Source organism: Nitratireductor soli (assembly GCF_001050155.1).
In the GTDB taxonomy this organism is placed as follows: domain Bacteria; phylum Pseudomonadota; class Alphaproteobacteria; order Rhizobiales; family Rhizobiaceae; genus Nitratireductor; species Nitratireductor soli.
Map to the genome: position 1 here is coordinate 159,621 of NZ_LFVY01000002.1, position 20,314 is coordinate 179,934.

At 63.4% G+C, this 20,314-nt stretch carries 21 protein-coding genes; 12 read left to right on the forward strand and 9 right to left on the reverse strand.

The features are described from left to right. Nucleotides 1–11: 11 nt before the first annotated feature. Both AB843_RS03175 and AB843_RS03180 read right to left on the reverse strand, forming a co-directional pair. A complete protein-coding gene (locus AB843_RS03175; RefSeq protein WP_048645338.1) occupies nucleotides 12–563 on the reverse strand; it encodes a TadE/TadG family type IV pilus assembly protein in 552 nt (183 codons plus the stop codon). 165 nt (nucleotides 564–728) lie between these two features. Then, nucleotides 729–1,166, reverse strand: coding sequence for a pilus assembly protein N-terminal domain-containing protein (locus tag AB843_RS03180; RefSeq protein ID WP_048645339.1), 438 nt, complete (start codon nucleotides 1,164–1,166; stop codon nucleotides 729–731). Nucleotides 1,167–1,505: 339 nt separating this feature from the next. Here AB843_RS03180 and AB843_RS24775 point away from each other — a divergent pair, with 339 nt between their 5' ends. The 9 genes from AB843_RS24775 to AB843_RS03220 all read left to right on the forward strand — a co-directional run bounded on the left by AB843_RS24775 (nucleotide 1,506) and on the right by AB843_RS03220 (nucleotide 10,886). Next, nucleotides 1,506–1,682, forward strand: coding sequence for a Flp family type IVb pilin (locus AB843_RS24775; RefSeq protein WP_082143631.1), 177 nt, complete (start codon nucleotides 1,506–1,508; stop codon nucleotides 1,680–1,682). A gap of 135 nt (nucleotides 1,683–1,817) precedes the next feature. After that, the gene (locus AB843_RS03185) at nucleotides 1,818–2,339 is read left to right on the forward strand and encodes an A24 family peptidase (protein ID WP_048645340.1); all 522 of its coding nucleotides are present in this window, start codon (nucleotides 1,818–1,820) and stop codon (nucleotides 2,337–2,339) included. A gap of 342 nt (nucleotides 2,340–2,681) precedes the next feature. Continuing rightward, on the forward strand, nucleotides 2,682–3,497 hold the full coding sequence (gene cpaB / locus AB843_RS03190) for a Flp pilus assembly protein CpaB (RefSeq protein WP_048645341.1): 816 nt from the start codon (nucleotides 2,682–2,684) through the stop codon (nucleotides 3,495–3,497). 26 nt (nucleotides 3,498–3,523) lie between these two features. Continuing rightward, the gene (locus AB843_RS03195) at nucleotides 3,524–5,083 is read left to right on the forward strand and encodes a type II and III secretion system protein family protein (protein ID WP_048645342.1); all 1,560 of its coding nucleotides are present in this window, start codon (nucleotides 3,524–3,526) and stop codon (nucleotides 5,081–5,083) included. A gap of 13 nt (nucleotides 5,084–5,096) precedes the next feature. Continuing rightward, nucleotides 5,097–5,876 carry a CpaD family pilus assembly protein gene (locus AB843_RS03200; protein ID WP_425286791.1) on the forward strand — a complete coding sequence of 260 codons (780 nt, stop codon included), beginning with the start codon at nucleotides 5,097–5,099 and terminating at the stop codon, nucleotides 5,874–5,876. Between the two features lie 127 nt (nucleotides 5,877–6,003). Further along, nucleotides 6,004–7,281, forward strand: a complete 1,278-nt coding sequence (locus tag AB843_RS03205) for a CpaE/TadZ family protein (RefSeq protein ID WP_048645343.1) — start codon at nucleotides 6,004–6,006, stop codon at nucleotides 7,279–7,281. Nucleotides 7,282–7,300: 19 nt separating this feature from the next. Next, entirely contained in the window at nucleotides 7,301–8,833 is a 1,533-nt protein-coding gene (locus tag AB843_RS03210; protein ID WP_048645344.1) for a TadA family conjugal transfer-associated ATPase, read from the forward strand. A 44-nt stretch (nucleotides 8,834–8,877) separates the two neighbouring features. Further along, nucleotides 8,878–9,891, forward strand: coding sequence for a type II secretion system F family protein (locus AB843_RS03215; protein ID WP_048645345.1), 1,014 nt, complete (start codon nucleotides 8,878–8,880; stop codon nucleotides 9,889–9,891). A gap of 2 nt (nucleotides 9,892–9,893) precedes the next feature. Further along, nucleotides 9,894–10,886: a type II secretion system F family protein gene (locus tag AB843_RS03220; protein WP_048645346.1), complete on the forward strand. Its 993-nt coding sequence runs from the start codon at nucleotides 9,894–9,896 to the stop codon at nucleotides 10,884–10,886. A 76-nt stretch (nucleotides 10,887–10,962) separates the two neighbouring features. Here AB843_RS03220 and AB843_RS03225 read toward each other — a convergent pair whose 3' ends face one another. Beyond that, the gene (locus tag AB843_RS03225; RefSeq protein ID WP_048645347.1) at nucleotides 10,963–11,778 is read right to left on the reverse strand and encodes a tetratricopeptide repeat protein; all 816 of its coding nucleotides are present in this window, start codon (nucleotides 11,776–11,778) and stop codon (nucleotides 10,963–10,965) included. A gap of 122 nt (nucleotides 11,779–11,900) precedes the next feature. On the opposite strand from AB843_RS03225, the gene AB843_RS03230 reads away from it, so the two are divergent. The 3 genes from AB843_RS03230 (at nucleotide 11,901) to AB843_RS03240 (ending at nucleotide 14,608) form a co-directional block, all read left to right on the forward strand. Further along, complete coding sequence (locus AB843_RS03230; protein WP_048645348.1) at nucleotides 11,901–13,274, forward strand: leucyl aminopeptidase family protein; 1,374 nt, start codon at nucleotides 11,901–11,903, stop codon at nucleotides 13,272–13,274. Between the two features lie 105 nt (nucleotides 13,275–13,379). Next, nucleotides 13,380–13,730 (forward strand): MarR family winged helix-turn-helix transcriptional regulator, encoded by a 351-nt coding sequence (locus AB843_RS03235; RefSeq protein ID WP_048645349.1) that lies wholly within the window; start codon nucleotides 13,380–13,382, stop codon nucleotides 13,728–13,730. Beyond that, a complete protein-coding gene (locus AB843_RS03240; protein WP_048645350.1) occupies nucleotides 13,727–14,608 on the forward strand; it encodes a C40 family peptidase in 882 nt (293 codons plus the stop codon). Before AB843_RS03235 ends, AB843_RS03240 begins: the two co-directional genes overlap by 4 nt. Here the strand turns inward: AB843_RS03240 and AB843_RS03245 are convergent. From AB843_RS03245 to AB843_RS03270, 6 genes are read right to left on the reverse strand one after another with little or no spacing between them, the layout of a single operon-like run. Then, nucleotides 14,602–15,552 carry a 2-hydroxyacid dehydrogenase gene (locus tag AB843_RS03245; protein WP_048645351.1) on the reverse strand — a complete coding sequence of 317 codons (951 nt, stop codon included), beginning with the start codon at nucleotides 15,550–15,552 and terminating at the stop codon, nucleotides 14,602–14,604. The two genes, AB843_RS03240 and AB843_RS03245, sit on opposite strands and share 7 nt — an antisense overlap. Nucleotides 15,553–15,588: 36 nt before the next feature. Then, nucleotides 15,589–17,220 (reverse strand): ABC transporter ATP-binding protein, encoded by a 1,632-nt coding sequence (locus AB843_RS03250; protein WP_048645352.1) that lies wholly within the window; start codon nucleotides 17,218–17,220, stop codon nucleotides 15,589–15,591. After that, nucleotides 17,217–17,720 carry a type II toxin-antitoxin system VapC family toxin gene (locus tag AB843_RS03255; protein WP_048645353.1) on the reverse strand — a complete coding sequence of 168 codons (504 nt, stop codon included), beginning with the start codon at nucleotides 17,718–17,720 and terminating at the stop codon, nucleotides 17,217–17,219. The genes AB843_RS03250 and AB843_RS03255 overlap by 4 nt, the downstream gene beginning before the upstream one ends. Further along, entirely contained in the window at nucleotides 17,720–17,962 is a 243-nt protein-coding gene (locus AB843_RS03260) for a hypothetical protein (RefSeq protein ID WP_048645354.1), read from the reverse strand. Before AB843_RS03260 ends, AB843_RS03255 begins: the two co-directional genes overlap by 1 nt. A 48-nt stretch (nucleotides 17,963–18,010) precedes the next feature. Continuing rightward, the gene (locus tag AB843_RS03265; RefSeq protein ID WP_048645355.1) at nucleotides 18,011–19,162 is read right to left on the reverse strand and encodes an ABC transporter permease; all 1,152 of its coding nucleotides are present in this window, start codon (nucleotides 19,160–19,162) and stop codon (nucleotides 18,011–18,013) included. Continuing rightward, nucleotides 19,162–20,274, reverse strand: coding sequence for a microcin C ABC transporter permease YejB (locus AB843_RS03270; protein WP_048645356.1), 1,113 nt, complete (start codon nucleotides 20,272–20,274; stop codon nucleotides 19,162–19,164). The genes AB843_RS03265 and AB843_RS03270 overlap by 1 nt, the downstream gene beginning before the upstream one ends. Nucleotides 20,275–20,314: the final 40 nt, after the last annotated feature.

The window sequence follows — 20,314 nt, forward strand, 5'->3', positions numbered from 1 at the left end:
CCGTTGCAGGCCTAGAAGGGCTCGTTTTGCCAGGTCATGGAGGAGAAAAGCAGCATCTTGCCGTCCGGCAGGGTCTCGGCCAGCCGGTTGGTGACAATCGGCCAGCGATAGAAGACACGCAGCATGTTCTTGGTCAGCGCGGGACCCAGGTCGACCTTCGTCTTGATGCTGCCGTCAAGGTTGAAGCCGATCGTCGTCTTGGCGGCATCCTCGAACGTGTCGAATTGCTGCAGATCGACGGATAGCCCAGGGCAGGTGTTCGATACGAGGATCGATATACGGTCGCATATCATCTGGCGCAGCCTCGCTTCATCGAACTGGGCGCTGGCCTGCACCTGCCCGGTGCGGAACTGGCGCGCGACATCGTCGGTCGCATTGGCGATCAACTGTTGCGCGGCAAACGCGATGCAGGCTTCCAGGATGGCGAAGATCAGCAGGAAGAAGGGCAGGCCGAGAAAGGCGAACTCGATCGCCGTCACCCCATCCCGGTTCTTTATGAAACGCTGCAATAGCCGACGCTTGGGCGTCGCGCCCTTCGCCGGTGTCGTCTCGTTGCCGCCCATGTCCAAGCCCCGCAGGAGGAAAGATGAATGGCATGAGGATAGCGCGTTCCGGTTGCATTCCGGTTTTACGGATCACTCAAAATGCCATCGGAAAGTTAGGACTTCACGAACCATGCGCGTTCCACGTTCCGTGAAACCACAGTCCCCGCCAGGAGTTTCGCCTGCTTACTGGTTGGCGCCCATCTCTACTTCAGAGGTGCGCTCGGCATCTGTCTTGTAGGAGCTCTCGCAATAGGGCGTGCAGGACAGGGTCTGGATGTTCGCCCGGCGATAGATGCGGACCGATTGCGCCGCCTGCCGGCTGACGGTCACCTGCTCATCGACGATTGGTTGCCCGTCAATGTCGAGCACCACCAGATTGGTGACGCCGAAGCCTTTCCCCGTCAAGACGATGGTGCTCGCATCCTGGACCGCCGCATCGGCGATCTCGGGATTGCCGATGACGATCGTGTCGGCAGCGCGCGACAGTTTGACGATCTTGGCCTGGTTCATCACCACGTTGATCCCGGCTTCCGCGCGGGCAAGACTGGCCGTGGCGAGCAGGCCGGCAGCGAACACGGCGCTCCGAAACACAAATCTGGTCTGAAAGAATGCGGTACGCATCGCCCGGCTCCCCACTTCAAGCTGAAGAGACTATGAACGGGATTGGTGAACCAAGCGTTAAACGCCGACACCTTGCAGTGGCGGGGGCGACGGCAGGCACGCGCTCAAACCGCGGTAGAGCCTCTATACATACACGCGCATCAAATCGGACACGAAACCGCTCCGCCGCCTTAGCCGCCCGTTAACCAATGGCGCGCCTTCGGTCCGGAAAGGTTTTGGTAATTGTGTTTCTTAAGCCAGCCGAAAGAGCTTCCCCGTATGGTCAGCCCATCCGATCAACACACCAAGAAACGTTGACGGTCTTGCTGTTAACAAAAACGCGGAAGAGGAGTACTTCTCATGGCTAATCTGTTTGCACGTTTCCTGAAAGACGAGTCCGGCGCCACGGCTATCGAATATGGCCTGCTGGCCGCCCTGATCGCGCTCGGCATCATTGCCGGCGCCCGCACCATCGGCACGCAGGTCGGTTCCACGTTCGGGACCATCGGCGGCGAACTGACGACTGCCAACCAGTAGTTCAGACCGCAAATCGCATCGAAGCCGCTCCTTCTCGAAGGGGCGGCTTTTCTATTTGGGAGCCGCGCCCGTCGCAGCTTCACCAAGTTTTAAGGCGCATGGCCTATCAATCGAATAAAACCGGGTGGCATAAAAATGCTTGAAGCGGCTATCTTCGTCATATTCCCCTTCTGCATGGCCTTTGCGGCGGTGTCCGACATGCTGTCGATGACCATTGCCAACCGTGTGTCCGTCATCCTTCTCCTGGCCTTCGCCGTGATCGCGCCGCTGACCGGCATGAGCTGGGCGGCCTATGGCATGCACTTCGCCGCCGGTGCGCTGGTTCTGGCCGTCACCTTCGGGCTGTTCGCCATGGGCGGCATGGGCGGCGGCGACGCCAAGCTTCTGGCTGCAACGGCGGTCTGGTTCGGCTTCGCGCCGGGTCTCATCCAGTATCTGGTGGTCGCGTCGCTGATCGGCGGTGCCCTCACCATGGCCATTCTCTATTATCGCGGTTCGCCGCTTGCGCTGATCACCGGCAACAACACGTTTCTGCGTCATTTCGCCAACGCCAAGACCGGCGTTCCCTACGGCATCGCCCTTGGCCTGTCCGGTCTCATCACATGTCCGGAAACGCCGCTGATGCAATGGTCGCTGGAGCGGCTCTCCGCGCTCTGAGCAGGTTTGCCGGCGCAAAGGTGCGCCGTTCCGGCATGGATCCTCGGGTCAAAGCCCGAGGATGACGAATTGCGTAAGCGTTCGTGTCCGTCGCCGAGGCTGACGATCGGCATCGTTTCTCCCCACCACTCGTCATCCTCGGGCTTTGACCCGAGGATCCATGCCTGACCGCCAAAATCCCGCGCCGACCGGGGCAATTCCGTGCATGCGGGAATGATGCCAGCCATGATCGTTAAACTTTAAATTAATCACGATCGTAAGGTTATCGTTAACCGTAATTTGACGATTGCCGCCCCATTCTCCGCCTCACGTTGGGGAAATACGAGTGCGAGGGGCGCGGTCATGAACAAATCCCGGATCGTCATATTGGGCGTCGCCGTTCTGGCGGCCCTCGGCGCCGGCTACGTCGCCAAGAATTTGACGACCTCGGCGCCCGAGCAGCCGATTGCCGACGCGGGGCCGCAGAAACCGGCGGTCGATCTGGTGGATGTGCTGATGCTCGGCCAGGATGTTCCGATGGGCACGGAGCTTGCCGGTGCATTGAGCTGGGAGGCCTGGCCTGCCGACAATGTCAACGCGAACTTCATCACCCGCGACCAGAGCCCGCAGGCGCTGGACGAATTGCGCAACTCGATTGCCCGCGTCGCGCTTTATTCGGGCGAACCCCTGCGCCGCTCCAAGCTGATCGGCGAGGGAATGAGCTTCATGTCGGCGATCCTGCCGACCGGCAAGCGGGCCGTCGCCACGCAGATCGCCGCCGATACCTCGGCGGGCGGCTTCATCCTGCCGAACGATTTCGTCGACGTCATCATGACGCGGCGCGCGCAGGAGGCGGCGACCACAGGCGGCTTCATCACCGAAACGATCCTCAAGAACATCAAGGTTCTGGCGATCGACCAGACGATCCAGGAAGACGAAGAGGGACGCCGCGTGAAGGTCGGCGAGACCGCCACCCTGGAACTGTCTCCCGAACAGGCGGAAATCATCACGGTGGCGCAACAGATGGCAGACCGCCTGACGCTTTCGTTGCGCGCCATCACCGACACCAACGTGCAGCCGGAGGATGAGGCTTCCTATCTCGTCTCGGGCGCGGGACGGGGCAACAGTGTGCGCCTGATCAAATCGGGCGAAGTCACCGAAGTGGGAACGCGGAAATGAAGGCGTCGAGCAGCACGGGTTTAGCCATGAGGATGTTCGCCAGGACCAACCGCCGAAACCGGATCGCAGCGCGCCTGCTTCTCGGTTGCGCGACTTTGCTGGCGGCGGATATGACGCTGCACATGGGCGTCGCCCATGCCGAACAGAGCGTCGTCAAGGCACGCGGTGGGCAGGGTACGGGCCAGCGGGTCAAGCTCGGTTTGAACAAATCGCTGGTGATCGACCTGCCCAGCGATGCCTATGACATTCTGGTGGCCAACCCGTCGGTATCCGATGCCGTCACCCGCACGGCGCGGCGTATTTACCTCTTCGGCAAGCAGGTCGGCGAGACGAACATCTTCGTCTTCGGCGCCAATGGCGAGCAGATCGCCAGCCTGGACGTTGCGGTCGAACGCGATGTCGCCGGCCTTGAAGACTACCTCAAGCGCTTCATTCCGAACTCCGAGATCGATGTCGAGCTGATCAACGACAACGTGGTTCTCACCGGCACGGTGGAAACGCCGCTGGACGCCTCACGTGCGGCACAGCTGGCGCAGATCTTCGTTACCGGCGGTGAAGCGACGACCGGCCAGTACTCGCAGAGTGCCGCAGCGCCCACCGATGGCGGTGGCGTGGCGATCAACAACCCCGACCAGAAGCGCCAGCAGAGCCGGATCGTCAACATGCTGAAGATCATCGGCGAGGACCAGGTCACGCTGAAGGTGACGGTCGCCGAGGTCAGCCGCTCGGTCATGAAGCAGCTCGGCGTCAACATGATCGGCTCGGGCAGCGCCGATGGCATCTCCTGGGGCGCTGTCGCCGACAATGCGTTCGGCTTGGGTAAACCGCTTTCGCCGACGCAGTTCTCGCTCGGTGGCTCGTTGATCGACGCCTATGTCAACGCGATGGAGCAGGCCGGCGTGATGAAGACACTGGCCGAACCGGCGCTGACGGCGGTCTCCGGTGAGAAGGCCGTCTTCCGCGTCGGCGGCGAGTTCAACCTAGTGGTGGCCCAGGAGGTCGATGGCGAAACGGGCGGTCTCAAATATGAAGTCGAGAAGATTGATTATGGCATCGGGCTCGAGTTCCAGCCGACGGTGCTCTCCGCCGGCCGCATCAGCCTGAAGATCCGCACCCAGGTCTCCGAACCGACCATGCAGGGTTCGCAGTCCTTCTTTTCCGGCATGGGCCGGGGCGAGCGCTACCGCAACGCTTCGAGCATGAACGCCATCTCGATCCGCAAGCGGCTTGCCGACACGACGGTCGAGCTGCCGTCCGGCGGTTCGATGATGATCGCCGGTCTCGTCCAGGACGATGTGCGCCAGGCTTTCAATGGCGTGCCCGGCCTGTCCAAGCTGCCGGTGCTCGGCACGCTGTTCCGCAGCCGCGATTTCGTCCGCAACGAGACCGAGCTCGTCATCATCGTGACGCCGTTCCTGTCGCGGCCGACCGCGCGCGTGGCGCTTGCCAAGCCGGATGACAATTTCACGCCCGCCAGCGATGGCGCCGGCATGTTCCTTGGCCGCGTCAATCGCGTCTATGGAACGATGAAGACCAATCTGCCCAACGGCCGCTATCACGGCGTTGTCGGCTACATCTACAAATGAGCGGGGAAAAGCCATGTCGGGGTTGGTGATGTCGGGGCTGGTGACGATGAGACAGAACCGTTCGCAGATGGGGCGTACCCAGACCGGTCGATCGCGGCTGGCCGGCTCGATCCTGGCGCTTGCGGGCGTGGCGCTTCTGTCGGGCTGCAGCTTCGCCAAGCGCGACTCGATCACCGTCGGCTCGGTGCCGGACGACTACCGCACCAATCATCCGATCGTCATTTCGGAAACGACGCAGCAGATCGACCTTCCGGTCGGCTATTCGTCGCGGCGCTTGACGCGCGATCAGGGCGCGACGCTCGCTGGGTTTCTCGACGGGTACGATGCGCGCGCCGGCGGCCCGGTGACGGTTCTCGTTCCCGCCGGCTCCGCCAATGAGCTGGCGGCATCGAACATCGCCTCGGACATGACCGGCTTCATGCGCGCCAAGGGCATTCCCGGCGAGCGTATTGCCGTTCTCGCTTATCAGTCGCCGTCTCCCGACGCCTCTCCGCCGATCCGCATCTCCTATCCGGTGGTCAAGGCCTCGACGGGTCCGTGCGGCCGCTGGCCGGCGGATCTGATGGACACGACCGAGAACAAGCTGCACGCCAATTTCGGCTGTTCCTATCAGAACAACCTCGCCGCCCAGGTCGCCAATCCGACCGATTTCCTCGGTCCGCGCAAGCAGACCGAAATCGATGCCGAAAACCGCATGGGTGTCATCGATCGGTACAAGGGCCTGAAGGACAGCAATTACGAGCCTGGCAAGGTTTCCACGGAAATGCGCAGCAACAGGGAAGTCAACTACTAGGGCATTTTGCAGTCAGGTGGAGTGACCTGGCGTCCGCACGATGCGGAGAAACAACAGGATGGAGCGTCCTTGAGTAGCGTCCGGATGGACGCACGGCGCTCCAGCTAGTGCGACCGAGGGGCATGAAATGAGCAATCTGGCCTACGAAACCGATCCCAGCGAGATCGTGACGCATGAGGCGGAGCCGGTGCTGCAGACCCTGCGCCCGGTGCCGCGCATCTCGATCCAGGCGTTCTGCGAGACGGAAGCGGTCTCCAGCCCGATCGAGCGGGCCGGCGAAGACCGCCGCATGGCCAAGGCGCATCTGAAGGTGCATATGGGCGGCGTCGCCACGGCGGTGGAATTCTACCAGACGGCTGCCACGCCGAACCTGATCATTGTCGAATCGTCCAGCGAGCCAAAGGAGATGGTCGCCTCCCTGCAACAGCTTGCCCAGGTTTGCGATCCAAGTTCCAAAGTGGTCATCATCGGCCACTACAACGATGTCTGGCTGTACCGCGAACTGATGCGGGCCGGCATCTCCGAATATGTCGTCGCGCCGATCTCCATGGCCGACATCGTCAGCGTCATCGCCAACATCTTCGTTGACCCCGACGCCGAGCCCGTTGGCCGGTCGATCGCCTTTCTCGGCGCCAAGGGCGGCGTTGGCTCCTCGACGCTGGCGCACAATCTCGCCTGGGCGGTTTCCAACCTGTTCGAGAGTGAGGTTGTGGTCGCAGATCTCGACCTTGCTTTCGGCACCGCCAACATCAATTTCGACCAGGATCCGGCCCAGGGCATTGCCGAGGCGGTGTTCTCGCCCGAGCGGATCGACGAGGTCTATCTCGACCGGCTTCTCGCACAATGCGCCGAGCGCCTGTCGCTCCTGGCAGCGCCGTCGACGCTCGATCGCGTCTACGATTTCGATGCCGAGGCCTTTGCACAGATCATCGACACCACCCAGCGCACCGCGCCCGTGCTGGTGCTCGATATCCCGCATATCTGGAGCGGCTGGACCAAGACGACACTGGCGCGCGCCGACGAGATCGTCATCACGGCGATGCCGGATCTCGCCAATCTGCGCAACACCAAGAACCTGATCGACACGCTGAAGAAGCTGCGGCCGAACGACAAGCCGCCGAAGCTGATCCTCAATCAGACGGGTATTCCCAAACGGCCGGAAATCTCGCTGGAGGACTTCAGCGAACCGCTCGGCGTCACGCCGCTGGCGGCGATCCCGTTCGATCCGCAATTCTTCGGCAATGCCGCCAACAACGGTCGGATGCTTGGCGAGATGGATGCCAAGAATCCGATTGTCGAGACGATCAATGACCTGGCGCACATCCTGACCGGGCGTCGCGAGATCAAGGCAAAGAAGAAGGCCGGATTGTCCGGCATGCTGGAACGATTGAAACGCAAGAGCTGAGGCGGATCGGTAGCAGTCGATGTTCGGAAAGCGCGGCAATAGCAGCGGGCATCCCGCAACGCCCCACACTCAGGCTCCCCAGGCCTTCGAGAGTGCCGGAACGGATGTGCTGGCGCCGGAGCGGCCAGCCGCAGAACGGCCGGACACGCAGGAACAGGCCGCCCGGCCCGCAACACCCACGGCCCCGCCAAGGGTCGAAGCACCGCAACTCATGTCGCAATCCATGCCGCAGCCGGCCGCGCGTCAGCCCGCACCGTCGCGTACGCGCAGCGAATCCTACTATGATACCAAGAGCCAGGTGTTCTCGGCGCTGATCGAGACGATCGACCTGTCGCAGCTGGCCAGCCTCGCTCCCGACAGCGCGCGCGAGGAAATCCGCGATATCGTCAACGACATCATCGCGATCAAGAATTTCGCCATGTCGATCTCCGAGCAGGAAGAACTGCTCGAGGACATCTGCAACGACGTTCTGGGATACGGTCCGCTGGAGCCGCTTCTGGCCCGCGACGAGATCGCCGACATCATGGTCAACGGCGCCCAGCAGGTTTACATCGAGGTCAACGGCAAGGTCGAACAGACCAATGTGCGCTTCCGCGACAACCAGCAGCTGCTCAACATCTGCCAGCGCATCGTCAGCCAGGTCGGCCGGCGTGTCGACGAATCGAGCCCGATCTGCGACGCGCGCCTGCCGGACGGCTCGCGCGTCAACGTCATCGCGCCGCCGCTGGCCATCGACGGCGCCTCGCTGACCATTCGCAAGTTCAAGAAGGACAAGCTGACGCTCGACCAGCTGGTCCGTTTCGGCGCCATCTCGCCGGAGGGCGCCGAGATCCTGAAGGTCATCGGCCGGGTGCGCTGCAATGTGCTGATTTCCGGCGGCACGGGCTCGGGGAAGACCACCTTGCTCAACTGCCTGACCAGTTTCATCGACAAGGATGAGCGCATCATCACCTGCGAGGATTCGGCAGAATTGCAGCTGCAGCAGCCGCATGTGGTGCGTCTCGAAACCCGCCCGCCGAACCTGGAGGGTGAGGGCGAGGTGACGATGCGCGACCTGGTGCGCAACTGCCTGCGCATGCGTCCCGAGCGGATCGTCGTCGGTGAGGTGCGTGGCCCCGAGGTGTTCGATCTGCTCTCGGCGATGAACACCGGCCATGACGGCTCGATGGGCACGATCCACTCCAACAGCCCCCGCGAGTGTCTGAACCGTATCGAATCCATGGTCGCCATGGGCGGCTTCGCGCTGCCGCAGCGCACGGTGCGCGAGATCATCGTCGGCTCGGTGGACATCATCATTCAGGCCGCCCGCCTGCGCGACGGTTCGCGGCGCATCACCCATGTGACCGAAGTGATCGGCATGGAAGGGGATGTGATCATCACCCAGGATCTCATCCTCTACGACATGAAGGGCGAGGATGCGAACGGCCGCATTCTCGGCGAACACGTTTCGACCGGTATCGGCCGGCCGCATTTCTGGGAGCGCGCGCGCTATTATGGTGAAGACCGGCGCCTTGCGGCAGCCCTGGAAGCCATCGAGAAGAAGGCGGACTAGCCATGGTGGATGCCTCGATGCAACGCAGAAGCGAGACCTGAAACATGTTCGGTCTCGACATCATGATGATTGCCTTCATCGCTCTTGCCGGCTGCAGCGCTGGTGCGGTGGCCTATGCGTTCATGTTCAACAGCATCGCCGAGGAGCGCAAGGCCGATCGGCGGCTGGAAACCATCAAGAAGGCGCAGACCGACCGGGCTGTGGTCAAGGCGTCTCGCGACCGCGTCGCCGAGGTCGCCAAACGGCGCAAGTCCATCCAGGATTCGTTGAAGGAACTCGACGACCGGCAAAAGTCGCGCGACAGCAAGATCCGCAAGCCGCCGCTGAAAATGCAATTGCGGCAGGCCGGCATGTCGGTCACCGTCGAGCGGTTTCACATCATGTCGGTTGTCAGCGGCCTGGTCTTCACGCTGATTGTCTTCGTGCTCGGAGCGCCGCTCGTCGTTTTGCCGGGCGCGCTTGCGGTCGGCATTCTGGGCCTTCCGCGCTGGTTTGTCGGCTTCAAGCGCAAGCGTCGCGTCAAGGCGTTTCTCAACGAATTTCCCAATGCGCTCGACGTGATCGTCCGCGCCGTCAAGTCGGGCCTGCCGATCAATGACGGCATCCGGTTGATTGCGTCTGAAGCGCGCGAGCCCGTGAAGACTGAATTCCGCCGCATCGTCGAATCGCAGCAGATGGGCATGTCGACACCGGAAGCCTGCATGCGCATGGGTGAAACCATGCCATGCCCGGAGGCGAATTTCTTCGGCATCGTCATCCAGATCCAGGCGCAGGCCGGCGGCAATCTGTCGGAGGCCCTGTCCAATCTGTCGCGCGTGCTGCGCAACCGCAAGAAGATGAAGGCCAAGGTGCAGGCGCTGTCGATGGAGGCAAAAGCCTCCGCCGTGATCATCGGCGCCTTGCCCTTCATCGTCGCCTTCATGGTCTATGTCACAAGCCCCACCTACATCATGCCGCTGTTCACCACGAGCATCGGTCACCTCATTCTTGGCGTTTCCGGCATCTGGATGCTCATGGGCATCCTGGTGATGCGCAAGATGATCAACTTCGAGGTCTGACAATGCCTGGAAATTTCGTCGGCGCCATCATCGATCCCAGCTTTCTGATCGCCCTGTTCGTTGCGATTGCTGTCTTCGCCACGGTTTTCACGCTGCTGCCGGCCTTTGGCGGCGATCCGCTGAAATCGCGTATGAAGAGCGTGGCGCTGGAACGCGAGGAACTCCGGGCCAAGCAGCGCGCCCGTCTGGCGGCCGAGGCGGAACAGCGCCGGCGCGGCGGGTTGCGTGAGGAGCACTCCATGGGAATGCGCGCCATCGTCGAGCGGCTCGACCTGCGCCGCGCACTGGCCGACGAGGCGACCGTCGCCAAACTGCGCATGGCCGGCTTTCGCGGCCAGAATCCCTTGACCAAACTGTTGTTCTTCCGCCTTGTCCTGCCGTTTGTCGGCTTTGCCTTGGCGGCAGTTTACATCTTTGTCTTGAACGGCCTTCCGGAGCAGCCGTTCTTCGTCAAGCTGTTCGTCTGTCTGCTCGCCGCTTATGCGGGCTTCTATGCCCCCGTGCTCTACGTCTCCAACCTGGCCACCAAGCGCAAGCAGTCGATCCAGCTTGCCTGGCCCGACGCGCTCGACCTGATGCTGATCTGCGTCGAATCCGGCATGTCCGTCGAGGCGGCGTTCCGCCGCGTCGCCGACGAGATCGGCGCGCAGTCCGTTGCGCTGGCCGAGGAGCTCGTGCTGACGAACGCCGAATTGTCGTTCCTCCAGGAACGCCGCCAGGCTTACGAAAACCTGGGCGCCCGCACGGGCCTGGAAACCGTCAAGAGCGTCACCCAGGCGTTAATGCAGGCAGAGCGCTACGGCACGCCGGTGAGCCACGCTTTGCGCGTGCTGGCCGATGAAAGCCGCGAAATGCGCATGAACGAGGCGGAGAAGAAGGCGGCCGCTTTGCCGCCCAAGCTGACCGTGCCGATGATCCTGTTCTTCCTGCCGGTCTTGTTCGCCGTGATTCTCGGCCCGGCCGGCATCCAGATCAAGGAACAGGGCCTGTTCTGAGGCCCTGAGTTTCAGCGCGGCAGAACGCTGGCGCGCGGGTGGACCGTCGCCCGTGCCACGCCGGCTCGCGCAGCAATCAGTTGCGCGTCTTCTTGTTGTCGTCGGAAATCTGGTTCCAGGCATTCTGTTGTGACAGCATCGAGCGCAGATAGGCCACGTTGGCTTCCGCCTGCTCGGCCGACAGCTCCTGCCGGGCGATCTGCTCGGCTTCCTGGAAGCGGCCTTGCAGGCCGATCACCAGCGCCAGATTCTGCCTGACGCGGCTGTCGGCGCCTGTTCCCTGGGAAGCCTGGCGCATCTGCGTCTCGGCGGATTTCAGATCGCCTTCGAGCAGATACGACATGCCGAGATTCGACAGGATCGAGGCTTCGTTCGGCTGCAGGTTCAGCGCCTTGCGGTAGAGCGCGCGGGCTGCCTCGGCCTGCCCGAGCTGGTCGAGGATCGCGCCTTCGGCGGACAGGAGCCGCCAGTCGGGATATTCGGGCGTCTGCGCGCGGCGCACCGCGTCGAGCGCCGGCTGCAATTCTCCGGCCGCCGCCAGCGCCTTGCCGTAGGCGGCAAGCACGTCGCGGTCCTTCGAATGGTCGATGGCCGCCTTGCGCATGACCGCCAGCGACTGGTCGACACGCCCGCTCATCTGCAGCACATTGGCGTAGCGCAGGGCGATTGCCTTGTCTTTCGGCTTCTTGGCGTAGGCGCGGCCGAGTGCGTTGGCCGCCTGGTTCAGTTCCGTGCCGTTCAGGTTGGCGACGTTGGCCGGCGTGCTGCGGCTGACCGAGCCGGTCGCCATGCGATCCTTGGCGCAGCCAGCCAGCGCCGCTGCCATAACGAGCGCCAGCGCGGTCATTGCTAGTCTGTTTGCGGTTGCATTCGTGCGCTGTTGGGTAAACATCTGGCGCGCCCTCCGATTGGTTTCGGCCGCCCTCCGGCCAACTCTTAACGAAGAGAAATATTCTGTTAACCCTAACGGAGCGTTAAGACGCAAGCTCCCGCCGGCACACAAGGAGACAGGAAATGCCCCTCACGCTCGTCGCCAAGAAGGACGCCCATTCCCTGCCGGTCTATCCGGTTCGGGCAAGCGGGCTCGAGGCCGTTGCGGCGCCGCCGGAGGCGTTGGCCTGGGCGCGGGTGCACGGCTTCTCGGGCGCGGCGGGCAAGGTTTTGACGGTACCCGGCGAAAACACCGTTCTGGCCGGCGCCTTCCTTGGTTTGGGCGAGGCAGGCGAGGCGTCGGCGCTGGCGGCCGGCGGGCTGGCGCGGCATCTGCCCGAGGGCGCCTGGCATTTCGCCACCGCGCCTGCCGACCCGGAACTGGCGGTGCTTGGCCTGCTGCTCGGTTCCTACGCCTTCACCCGCTATGGCAAGAAACCTTTGCCGGAAATCCGCTTCGCGCTGCCGGAAGGCGTCGATGCGGCGCGGGTCGGGCGTCTGGCCGAAGGCAGCTTCCTCGCCCGCGACCTGATCAACACGCCGGCGGGCGACATGGGACCCGACAAGCTCGAGGCGGCGGCGCGGGCGCTCGCCAGCAGGCATGGCGCCGAGGTTTCCGTCATCGAGGGCGATGCCCTGCTCGACCAGAACCTGCCGATGATCCACGCCGTCGGCCGCGCCGCGGCGATCGCCCCGCGCCTGATCGACCTCACCTGGGGCGCGGCGGACGCGCCGAAGGTGACGCTGGTCGGCAAGGGTGTCTGTTTCGACACGGGCGGGCTCGATCTGAAGCCGGCCGCCGGCATGCTCCTGATGAAGAAGGATATGGGTGGCGCGGCGAATGTGCTGGGGCTTGCCTCGATGCTGATGGCCTCCAGGATCGGCATCCGCCTGCGGGTGCTTATCCCGGCGGTGGAGAATGCCGTTTCCGGCAATGCGTTCCGCCCCGGCGATGTCCTGACGAGCCGCAGGGGGCTGACCGTCGAGATCGGCAACACCGATGCGGAAGGCCGTCTGGTTCTCGCCGATGCGCTGGCGCTGGCCGATGAGGAAGCGCCGGAGGTGCTGATCGACATGGCGACGCTGACGGGCGCGGCGCGCGTGGCGCTCGGTCCCGACCTGCCGCCCTTCTACACCGAGGACGACGCCCTGGCCGATGCGCTGGCGCGGGCCGCCATGACAGTTGCTGATCCGCTATGGCGCATGCCGCTGTGGAAGCCCTATCAGGCGCGGCTCGATTCCAAGATCGCCGACATGAACAATGTCTCCTTCGACGGCTTTGCCGGCTCGCCGGTTGCCGCCCTGTTCCTCAGCCGCTTCGTCGAGAAGGCGAAGAGCTGGATCCATCTGGACATTTACGGCTGGAACCCGACCGACAAGCCCTACGCGCCGGTTGGCGGCGAGGCACAGGGAATCCGCGCCATCGAGCGTGTGCTGGCGGATCGCTACGGCGGCTGAGCATCTTGCCTCGGCGCGGCTTTAGCGGCATGATCGATACGGAACCGAAACGGTTCCATGCCATTCGCGATAACCGTGGATGCGCCGGCAAGTTGAGCAAGTGGGATGTCGATCCAGTTACGGCCGATCCAGGCGCTTCGGCTCTGGCAGCAGGCAAGCCTCGCCGAGGTGCGCGAGCATCGGCCGGATTTGACCGAGCGGCAGATGGCGATCCTGCTCACCATCTATCTCGATCCGCCGCCACACACGGTGCGCGGGCTGGCCGACCGGCTCGGCGTAACAAAACCGGTGATCACCCGCGCGCTCGATACGATGGGCGCGCTGAAACTCGTCTCGCGCCACCGCGACGCGCGCGACCGGCGCAACGTTCTCGTCAAGCGCACCGTCGAGGGTGCACTGTTCGTCGAGCGCTTCGGCGACGTGGTTGTGGCGAAAGCCTCGGAGCTGCCCTTATGACCTCACTCGACCGCCGTCTGCATGCCCACCGGGCGGACCTCGCCGATGCCCGCCTGCGCGGCGCGGTCGAGGCCGAGCGCTTCACCGAGGGCGAGGCAGCGCGGGTTGCCGCACCCGTGCTCAACATCCACGGCGCGCCACGCGCCGATGCCGGCATCGACACGCAGCTTCTGTTCGGCGACGCGGTGCGGGTCTTCGAGCGCAGCAATGGCTGGGCCTGGATGCAGGCGGAGCGCGATGGCTATGTCGGCTATGTCGAGGAGGCCGGCCTTGGCGCGGCGGCCGAGCCGGATCATGTGGTGGCCGTGCCGCGCAGCTTCGTCTATCCAAGGGCCGAATTGAAGGCTCCCATCGTCATGGCCCACAGCATGGGCGCGCGCGTCACCGTCACGGAAACCGTCGAGAACCGGGGAACGCGCTATGCGCTGCTCGCCTCGGGCGGCGCGATGATCGCCCGCCATTTGCGCCCTGCCGCCGAACAGGTGGATGACTATGTGGCGGTGGCCGAAACCTTCATCCACACGCCCTATCTATGGGGCGGGGCAAGCGGCTTCGGCATCGATTGTTCCGGTCTGGTGCAGCTTTCCATGCGCATGACGGGGCGCACCGTATTGCGCGATACCGACATGCAGGCGGAAAGCATCGGCGCGGTGATCGACCCCGCGCAGACGCCGCTCCGGCGCGGCGACCTCGTGTTCTGGCGCGGTCATGTGGCGATCATGGTTGACGCGGTGACGGCGCTGCACGCCAGCGGCCATACGATGAGCGTGGCGCGCGAGGCGTTGGCCGAGGCGATCGCCCGGATCGCCCCCCTTTACGGGCAGCCGACCCATTATCGCCGGCCCATTATCGCCGACCGTGAACCGCACCCTCAGTAGCCGACTTCCGGATCGACCAAATTCCCCAGCGGTTCGCCCCGTTCGAAGGCGTCCATCTGGGCGAGCATCGGCGCCGCCAGATGCGCCGGGTCCGACACGGCCGCGGCGTGCGGCGTGATGAAAACCCGCGGGTGGTTCCACAGCGGACTTTCCGGCGCCAGCGGCTCGCGCTCGAAGACGTCGAGGCTGGCTTCTTTCAGAATGCGTTCCTCCAGCGCCCGCAGGATATCGGTCTCCTTGTGCAGACGGCCGCGCCCCGCATTGATCAGGCAGGGTCCGCCCAGCGGCCCATCCTGCCGGAGCCGCGCCAGCACCGAATGATCGACAATGCCCTGCGTCGCCGCTGTCAGCGGCAGCAGGATCACCAGTATGTCGGTGGCGTTGAGAAACGGCGTCAGGCCATCCTCGCCATGGAACGTCGAAACGCCATCCATCGTCCTGACGCCGCGGCTCCAGCCGTTGACGCTGAAACCCAGCGCCAGAAGCGCGCGGGCCGCATGGCGGCCGAGCTCTCCAAAGCCCATGATGCCGACGGAGACTTCGTTCGCCGGCGGCTGATGCGCGTCGCGCCAGACCTTGTTGGCCTGCTGCGTGCGGTAATAGGCGCCTTGACGGTGATGATCGAGCACGCGCCAGCAGACATACTCGCACATGTACTGCGTCAGGTTGTCTGCGACCACGCGGACGATAGGCACGTCCGGCAACTGATCATCGGCGAAGATATGATCGACGCCGGCGCCGATGGAGAAGATCGCCTTGAGATTGGGCAGCCGCGACAGGATGCCGGGCTGCTGCTTCCACACGACGGCATAGTCGATGGATGGGTCCTCCGCGCCGGCAGGCTCGAGCACCACGTCGCGCTCCTTCGACAGAAGGTCGTACCAGCGCTGCGGGTTGAAACCCGTGATGGACAGAAGAATGCGGCCGCGTGCCGGTGTGTTCATGATGGCCCCTGAAATTCCCAAAGCACGATGCTGTTACTACTCGCTCACCACGCCTCCCGGCGTGGCTTCGATGTTGAAGGCAGCGGCGATCAGCGCACGCGTATAGTCGGTTTGCGGCGCGTCGAAAATCTGCTCCGCCGTCCCGGCCTCGACGACCTTTCCCGAGCGCATGACGATGACCTCATTGGCCAGCGCCCGCACCACTTTCAAATCGTGGCTGATGAACAGGTAAGCCAGATTGTGCCTTCTCTGCAAATCGCGCAAGAGGTCCACCACCTGCGCCTGCACGCTCATGTCGAGCGCCGACGTCGGCTCGTCAAGCATGACGAAACGGGGCTTCAGCACCATCGCCCGGGCGATGGCGATGCGCTGCCGCTGGCCGCCGGAGAATTCGTGCGGATAGCGGAAGCGGGTCTCAGGGTTGAGGTCCACCTCCTTCAGCGCATCGATCACCAGATCGTCGCGTTCCTGCAGGGACAGGCCCGGCTGATGGACGCGCAATCCCTCCTGGATGATTTCGGCGATCGACATGCGCGGGCTGAGCGAGCCGTAGGGGTCCTGGAAGACGATCTGCAGCGCATGGCGATAGGGCCGCATCTGGCGGTAGCTGAGCTGGTCGATCTCCTTGCCCGAGAAGCGGATTTCTCCCTGTGACGAGATCATCCGCGCCAGCGCCAGGCCGAGTGTCGTCTTGCCCGAGCCCGATTCGCCGACGACGCCCAGCGTCTGCCCGGCGCGCACCGTGAGATCCACGCCATCGACGCCCTTGACGTGGTCGACCGTGCGCCGAAGCAGCCCCTTCTTGATCGGGAACCAGACCTTGATGTCGCGGCCTTCCATCACCGTTGCGGCGGTGAGGTCGGCCTTTGGCGGCGTGCCCTTCGGTTCGGCCGCGATCAGGTGGCGCGTATAGGCGTGCTGGGGATTGGCGAAGATCTGCTCGGTCGGACCGCTTTCGACGATCTTGCCCTCGGTCATCACGCAGACCCGGTCGGCGATCTTGCGCACGATGCCGAGGTCATGGGTGATGAACAGCATCGACATGGATTTGTCGCGCCTGAGCTTGGCGAGCAGTTCGAGGATCTGCGCCTGCACCGTCACGTCGAGCGCCGTGGTCGGCTCGTCGGCGATCAGCAAATCCGGCTCGTTGGCCAGAGCCATGGCGATCATGACACGCTGGCGCTGTCCGCCCGATAATTGATGCGGGAAAGCGCCGAGCCGCCTTTCCGGCTCGCGAATGCCCACCTGGTTGAGCAATTCCAGCGTGCGCTGCCGGGCGGCGTTCTCGCCCATCCCGCGATGCAGCTTGAGGATTTCGCCGACCTGCCGCTCGATCGTGTGCAGCGGGTTGAGCGAGGTCATCGGCTCCTGGAAGATCATGGCGATCTCGTTGCCGCGCACCTTGCGCAAGGTCGGCTCGTCGGCGGAAAGCAGATCGACGCCGTTGTAGAGCACCTGGCCGGAAGGATGGCTGGCCGCCGGATAGGGCAGCAGCTTCAACACCGAAAGCGCGGTGACCGATTTGCCCGAACCGGACTCGCCGACCAGCGCGACCGTCTCGCCGCGCCCGATGTCGAACGAGACGCGATCGACCGCCAGCGTCTCGTCACCGCCTTGCGTGAAGGAAACGGAGAGATCGCGGACGGAAAGGAGGGGGCCGTCCGTCATGCCCGGCTGCTCAGGATTGATTGCAGGTTTTCGATCGTGGAGGAGACGATCCTCAGTTCCGGAGACGATTTTGGTTTCCCCCATCGGTCATTCGTTATCTGGATAGTTTCGGGAACTTTCAGGTCGGCAGTTAGAAAATGGCTGCATTGGAAACCGAAAGCCGCTGAAATGTGGATAGCGTCGGGCAGTTTCACACCCGGATATTGGCGGCGCACCAGAGCGGCGGCCCACAGCACATCCCGTGTCACCGGGCCGACGTCCAACCAGGTGTTTCCCCGGAATATCCAGTTGTCGTATAGCTCGATAAGCTGGTCGTTGCGGTCCCGATAAGGCCGGACGAGAAGCTCCGCCAGCGTCAGTTCGCAGGTGCATAGGAACAATGGTTCTCCAGCGGCTTGAGAGGCGACGATGTCGTACAGAAGCTGCTGCCGCGCATCCTCGCCTTCGCCAAGTTCGATGAAGACATTCGTATCGAGATAGAGACGCTTGATGGCCTCCATCAATCGTCCCACTCGTCACGCAGTTCTCTGATCCGCTGCGCCGCCTCTTCGCTCGAGACAGGACGTTTCAGCGATTTCCGGACGCGCGCGAGCTGTTCTTTCAAAGTCGCCGCGCTAGAGGAGGTGTATTGGGCTCTTTCCTCTTCAACCGTGATGCTGACGAGAGCGTCATCGGCAAGCCCGGCGCGCAAATCCGCTGGCAGCTTCGATGCCCGATAGTGTTTGACCGTGATCACGCCCATCGTTTCAAGTCCTTCTCGTCATCCGGTCAGTATACGGGATTGTGGCGCTCATTTGAACGTCTTCCGCGGGTCGAAGGCGTCGCGCACGGCCTCGCCGACAAAGATCAGCAGCGACAGCATGATGGACAGGCTGAGGAAACCGGTGATGCCGAGCCATGGCGCATTCAGGTTGCGCTGGCCCTGGCGCAAGAGCTCACCGAGCGAGGGCGAACCGGGCGGCAGGCCGAAGCCGAGGAAATCGAGCGACGTCAGTGTGGTGATCGAGCCGTTGAGGATGAAAGGCAGGAAGGTCAGCGTCGCCACCATGGCGTTGGGCAGAAGATGGCGGAACATGATGGTCCGGTTGGGCACGCCGAGCGCCCGCGCCGCGCTGACATATTCGAAGTTGCGGGCGCGCAGGAATTCCGCCCGGACGACACCGACGAAGGCCACCCATGAGAACAGCAGCATGATGCCGAGCAGGATGAAGAAGCCCGGCGGCAGGACGGCGGCGATGATCAGGATGAGATACAGCACCGGCACTGACGACCATATTTCGATGAAGCGCTGGAACAGGAGGTCGGTCCAGCCGCCGAAATAGCCCTGAATGGCGCCGGCCGAGACACCGATCAGCGCGGAGGCGGCCGTCAGGATGAGGCCGAACAGGACCGAGATGCGGAAACCGTAGATGACGCGCGAAAGCACGTCGCGCGCCTGGTCGTCCGTGCCGAGCCAGTTCCAGTTGCCGGGCGTGCAGGCCGGGTCCTCGGCGCCCAGCGGGTATCGCTGGCAGCGCTCCTCCTTGGTGTAGAACCAGGAGGGTTTGGCCGGCGCGGCCTCCGGAATCTCGTTGTTGACCGTGCGGTAGGAGTAACGGATCGGCGGCCACAGCATCCAGCCATTGGCCGAAATCTCCTCGTTGATGATCGGATCGCGGTAATCGGTGACGGCAAGGAAGCCGCCGAATTTCTCTTCCGGATAGTCGACCAGGACGGGAACCAGGATCTCGCCCTTGTAGTAGGCGAGCACCGGCTTGTCGTTGGCCAGGAATTCGGCGAACAGCGACAGGATGAACAGGAGGAGGAATATCCACAGAGACCAGTAGCCGCGCCGATTGGCGCGGAAACTCTGCCAGCGGCGCTGGTTGAGCGGCGACAGCCATGGCCGCGCCATCCGGCGCCGCACCGCCTCGACCTCGCTCGTCACCTGGATATCCGACATCAGACATCCCTCCGGTCGAAGTCGATGCGCGGATCGATCATCGTGTAGGTGATATCGGAGATCAGGCTGATGAACAGGCCCATCAGCGAGAAGATGTAGAGAGTGGCGAACACCACCGGATAATCGCGGTCGATCACCGAGCGGAAGCCGAGCAGACCGAGCCCGTCCAGCGAGAAGATGCTCTCGATCAGCAGCGAGCCGGTGAAGAAGGAGGAGATGAAGGCGCCGGGGAAGCCGGCGATGATGATCAGCATCGCGTTGCGGAACACGTGGCCGTACAGCACCTGCCTTTCCGACAGGCCCTTGGCGCGCGCCGTGATGACATACTGCTTGCGGATTTCTTCAAGAAACGAGTTCTTGGTCAGAAGCGTGGTGGTGGCGAAGGCCGACAGCACCATCGCCGTCAGCGGCAGGGCCAGGTGCCAGAAATAATCGAGTATGCGCGCCGGCCAGGACAGGCTCTCCCAATTGTCCGAGGTCAGCCCGCGCAGCGGGAACCAGTCGAAGAACGAGCCACCGGCGAACAGCACCATCAGCAGGATGGCGAACAGGAAGCCGGGAATGGCGTAGGCGACGATGACGATGCCGCTCGTCCACACATCGAAAGTCGAGCCGTCCTTGACGGCCTTGCGGATGCCGAGCGGGATGGAGATGCCGTAGGAGATCAGCGTGATCCAAAGACCGAGCGAAACGGAAACCGGCATCTTTTCTATGATCAGGTCGATCACCGAGATGTCGCGGAAATAGCTCTCGCCGAAATCGAAGCGGGCATAGTTCCACAGCATCATGCCGAAACGCTCGAGCGGCGGCTTGTCGAAGCCGAACTGCTTCTCGAGTGAGGCGATGAACTGCGGATCGAGGCCCTGCGCGCCGCGATATTTCGACGTGACGCCGCTTCCTTCGACCGAACCGCCGCTGAAACTCTGATTGCCGAGATCGCCGCCGCCGCCGGAGATGCGGGCATCGGCCCCGCCGCCCTGGCCGGTGATCTGCGCGATCACCTGTTCGACGGGTCCGCCCGGCGCGAACTGCACGACGATGAAGGAGATGGCCATGATGCCGAGCAGCGTCGGGATCATCAACAGGAGCCGGCGGAGGATATAAGCGCCCATCAGCCGGCTGCCCTGTTATCGAATGTGATTATCGGGATTT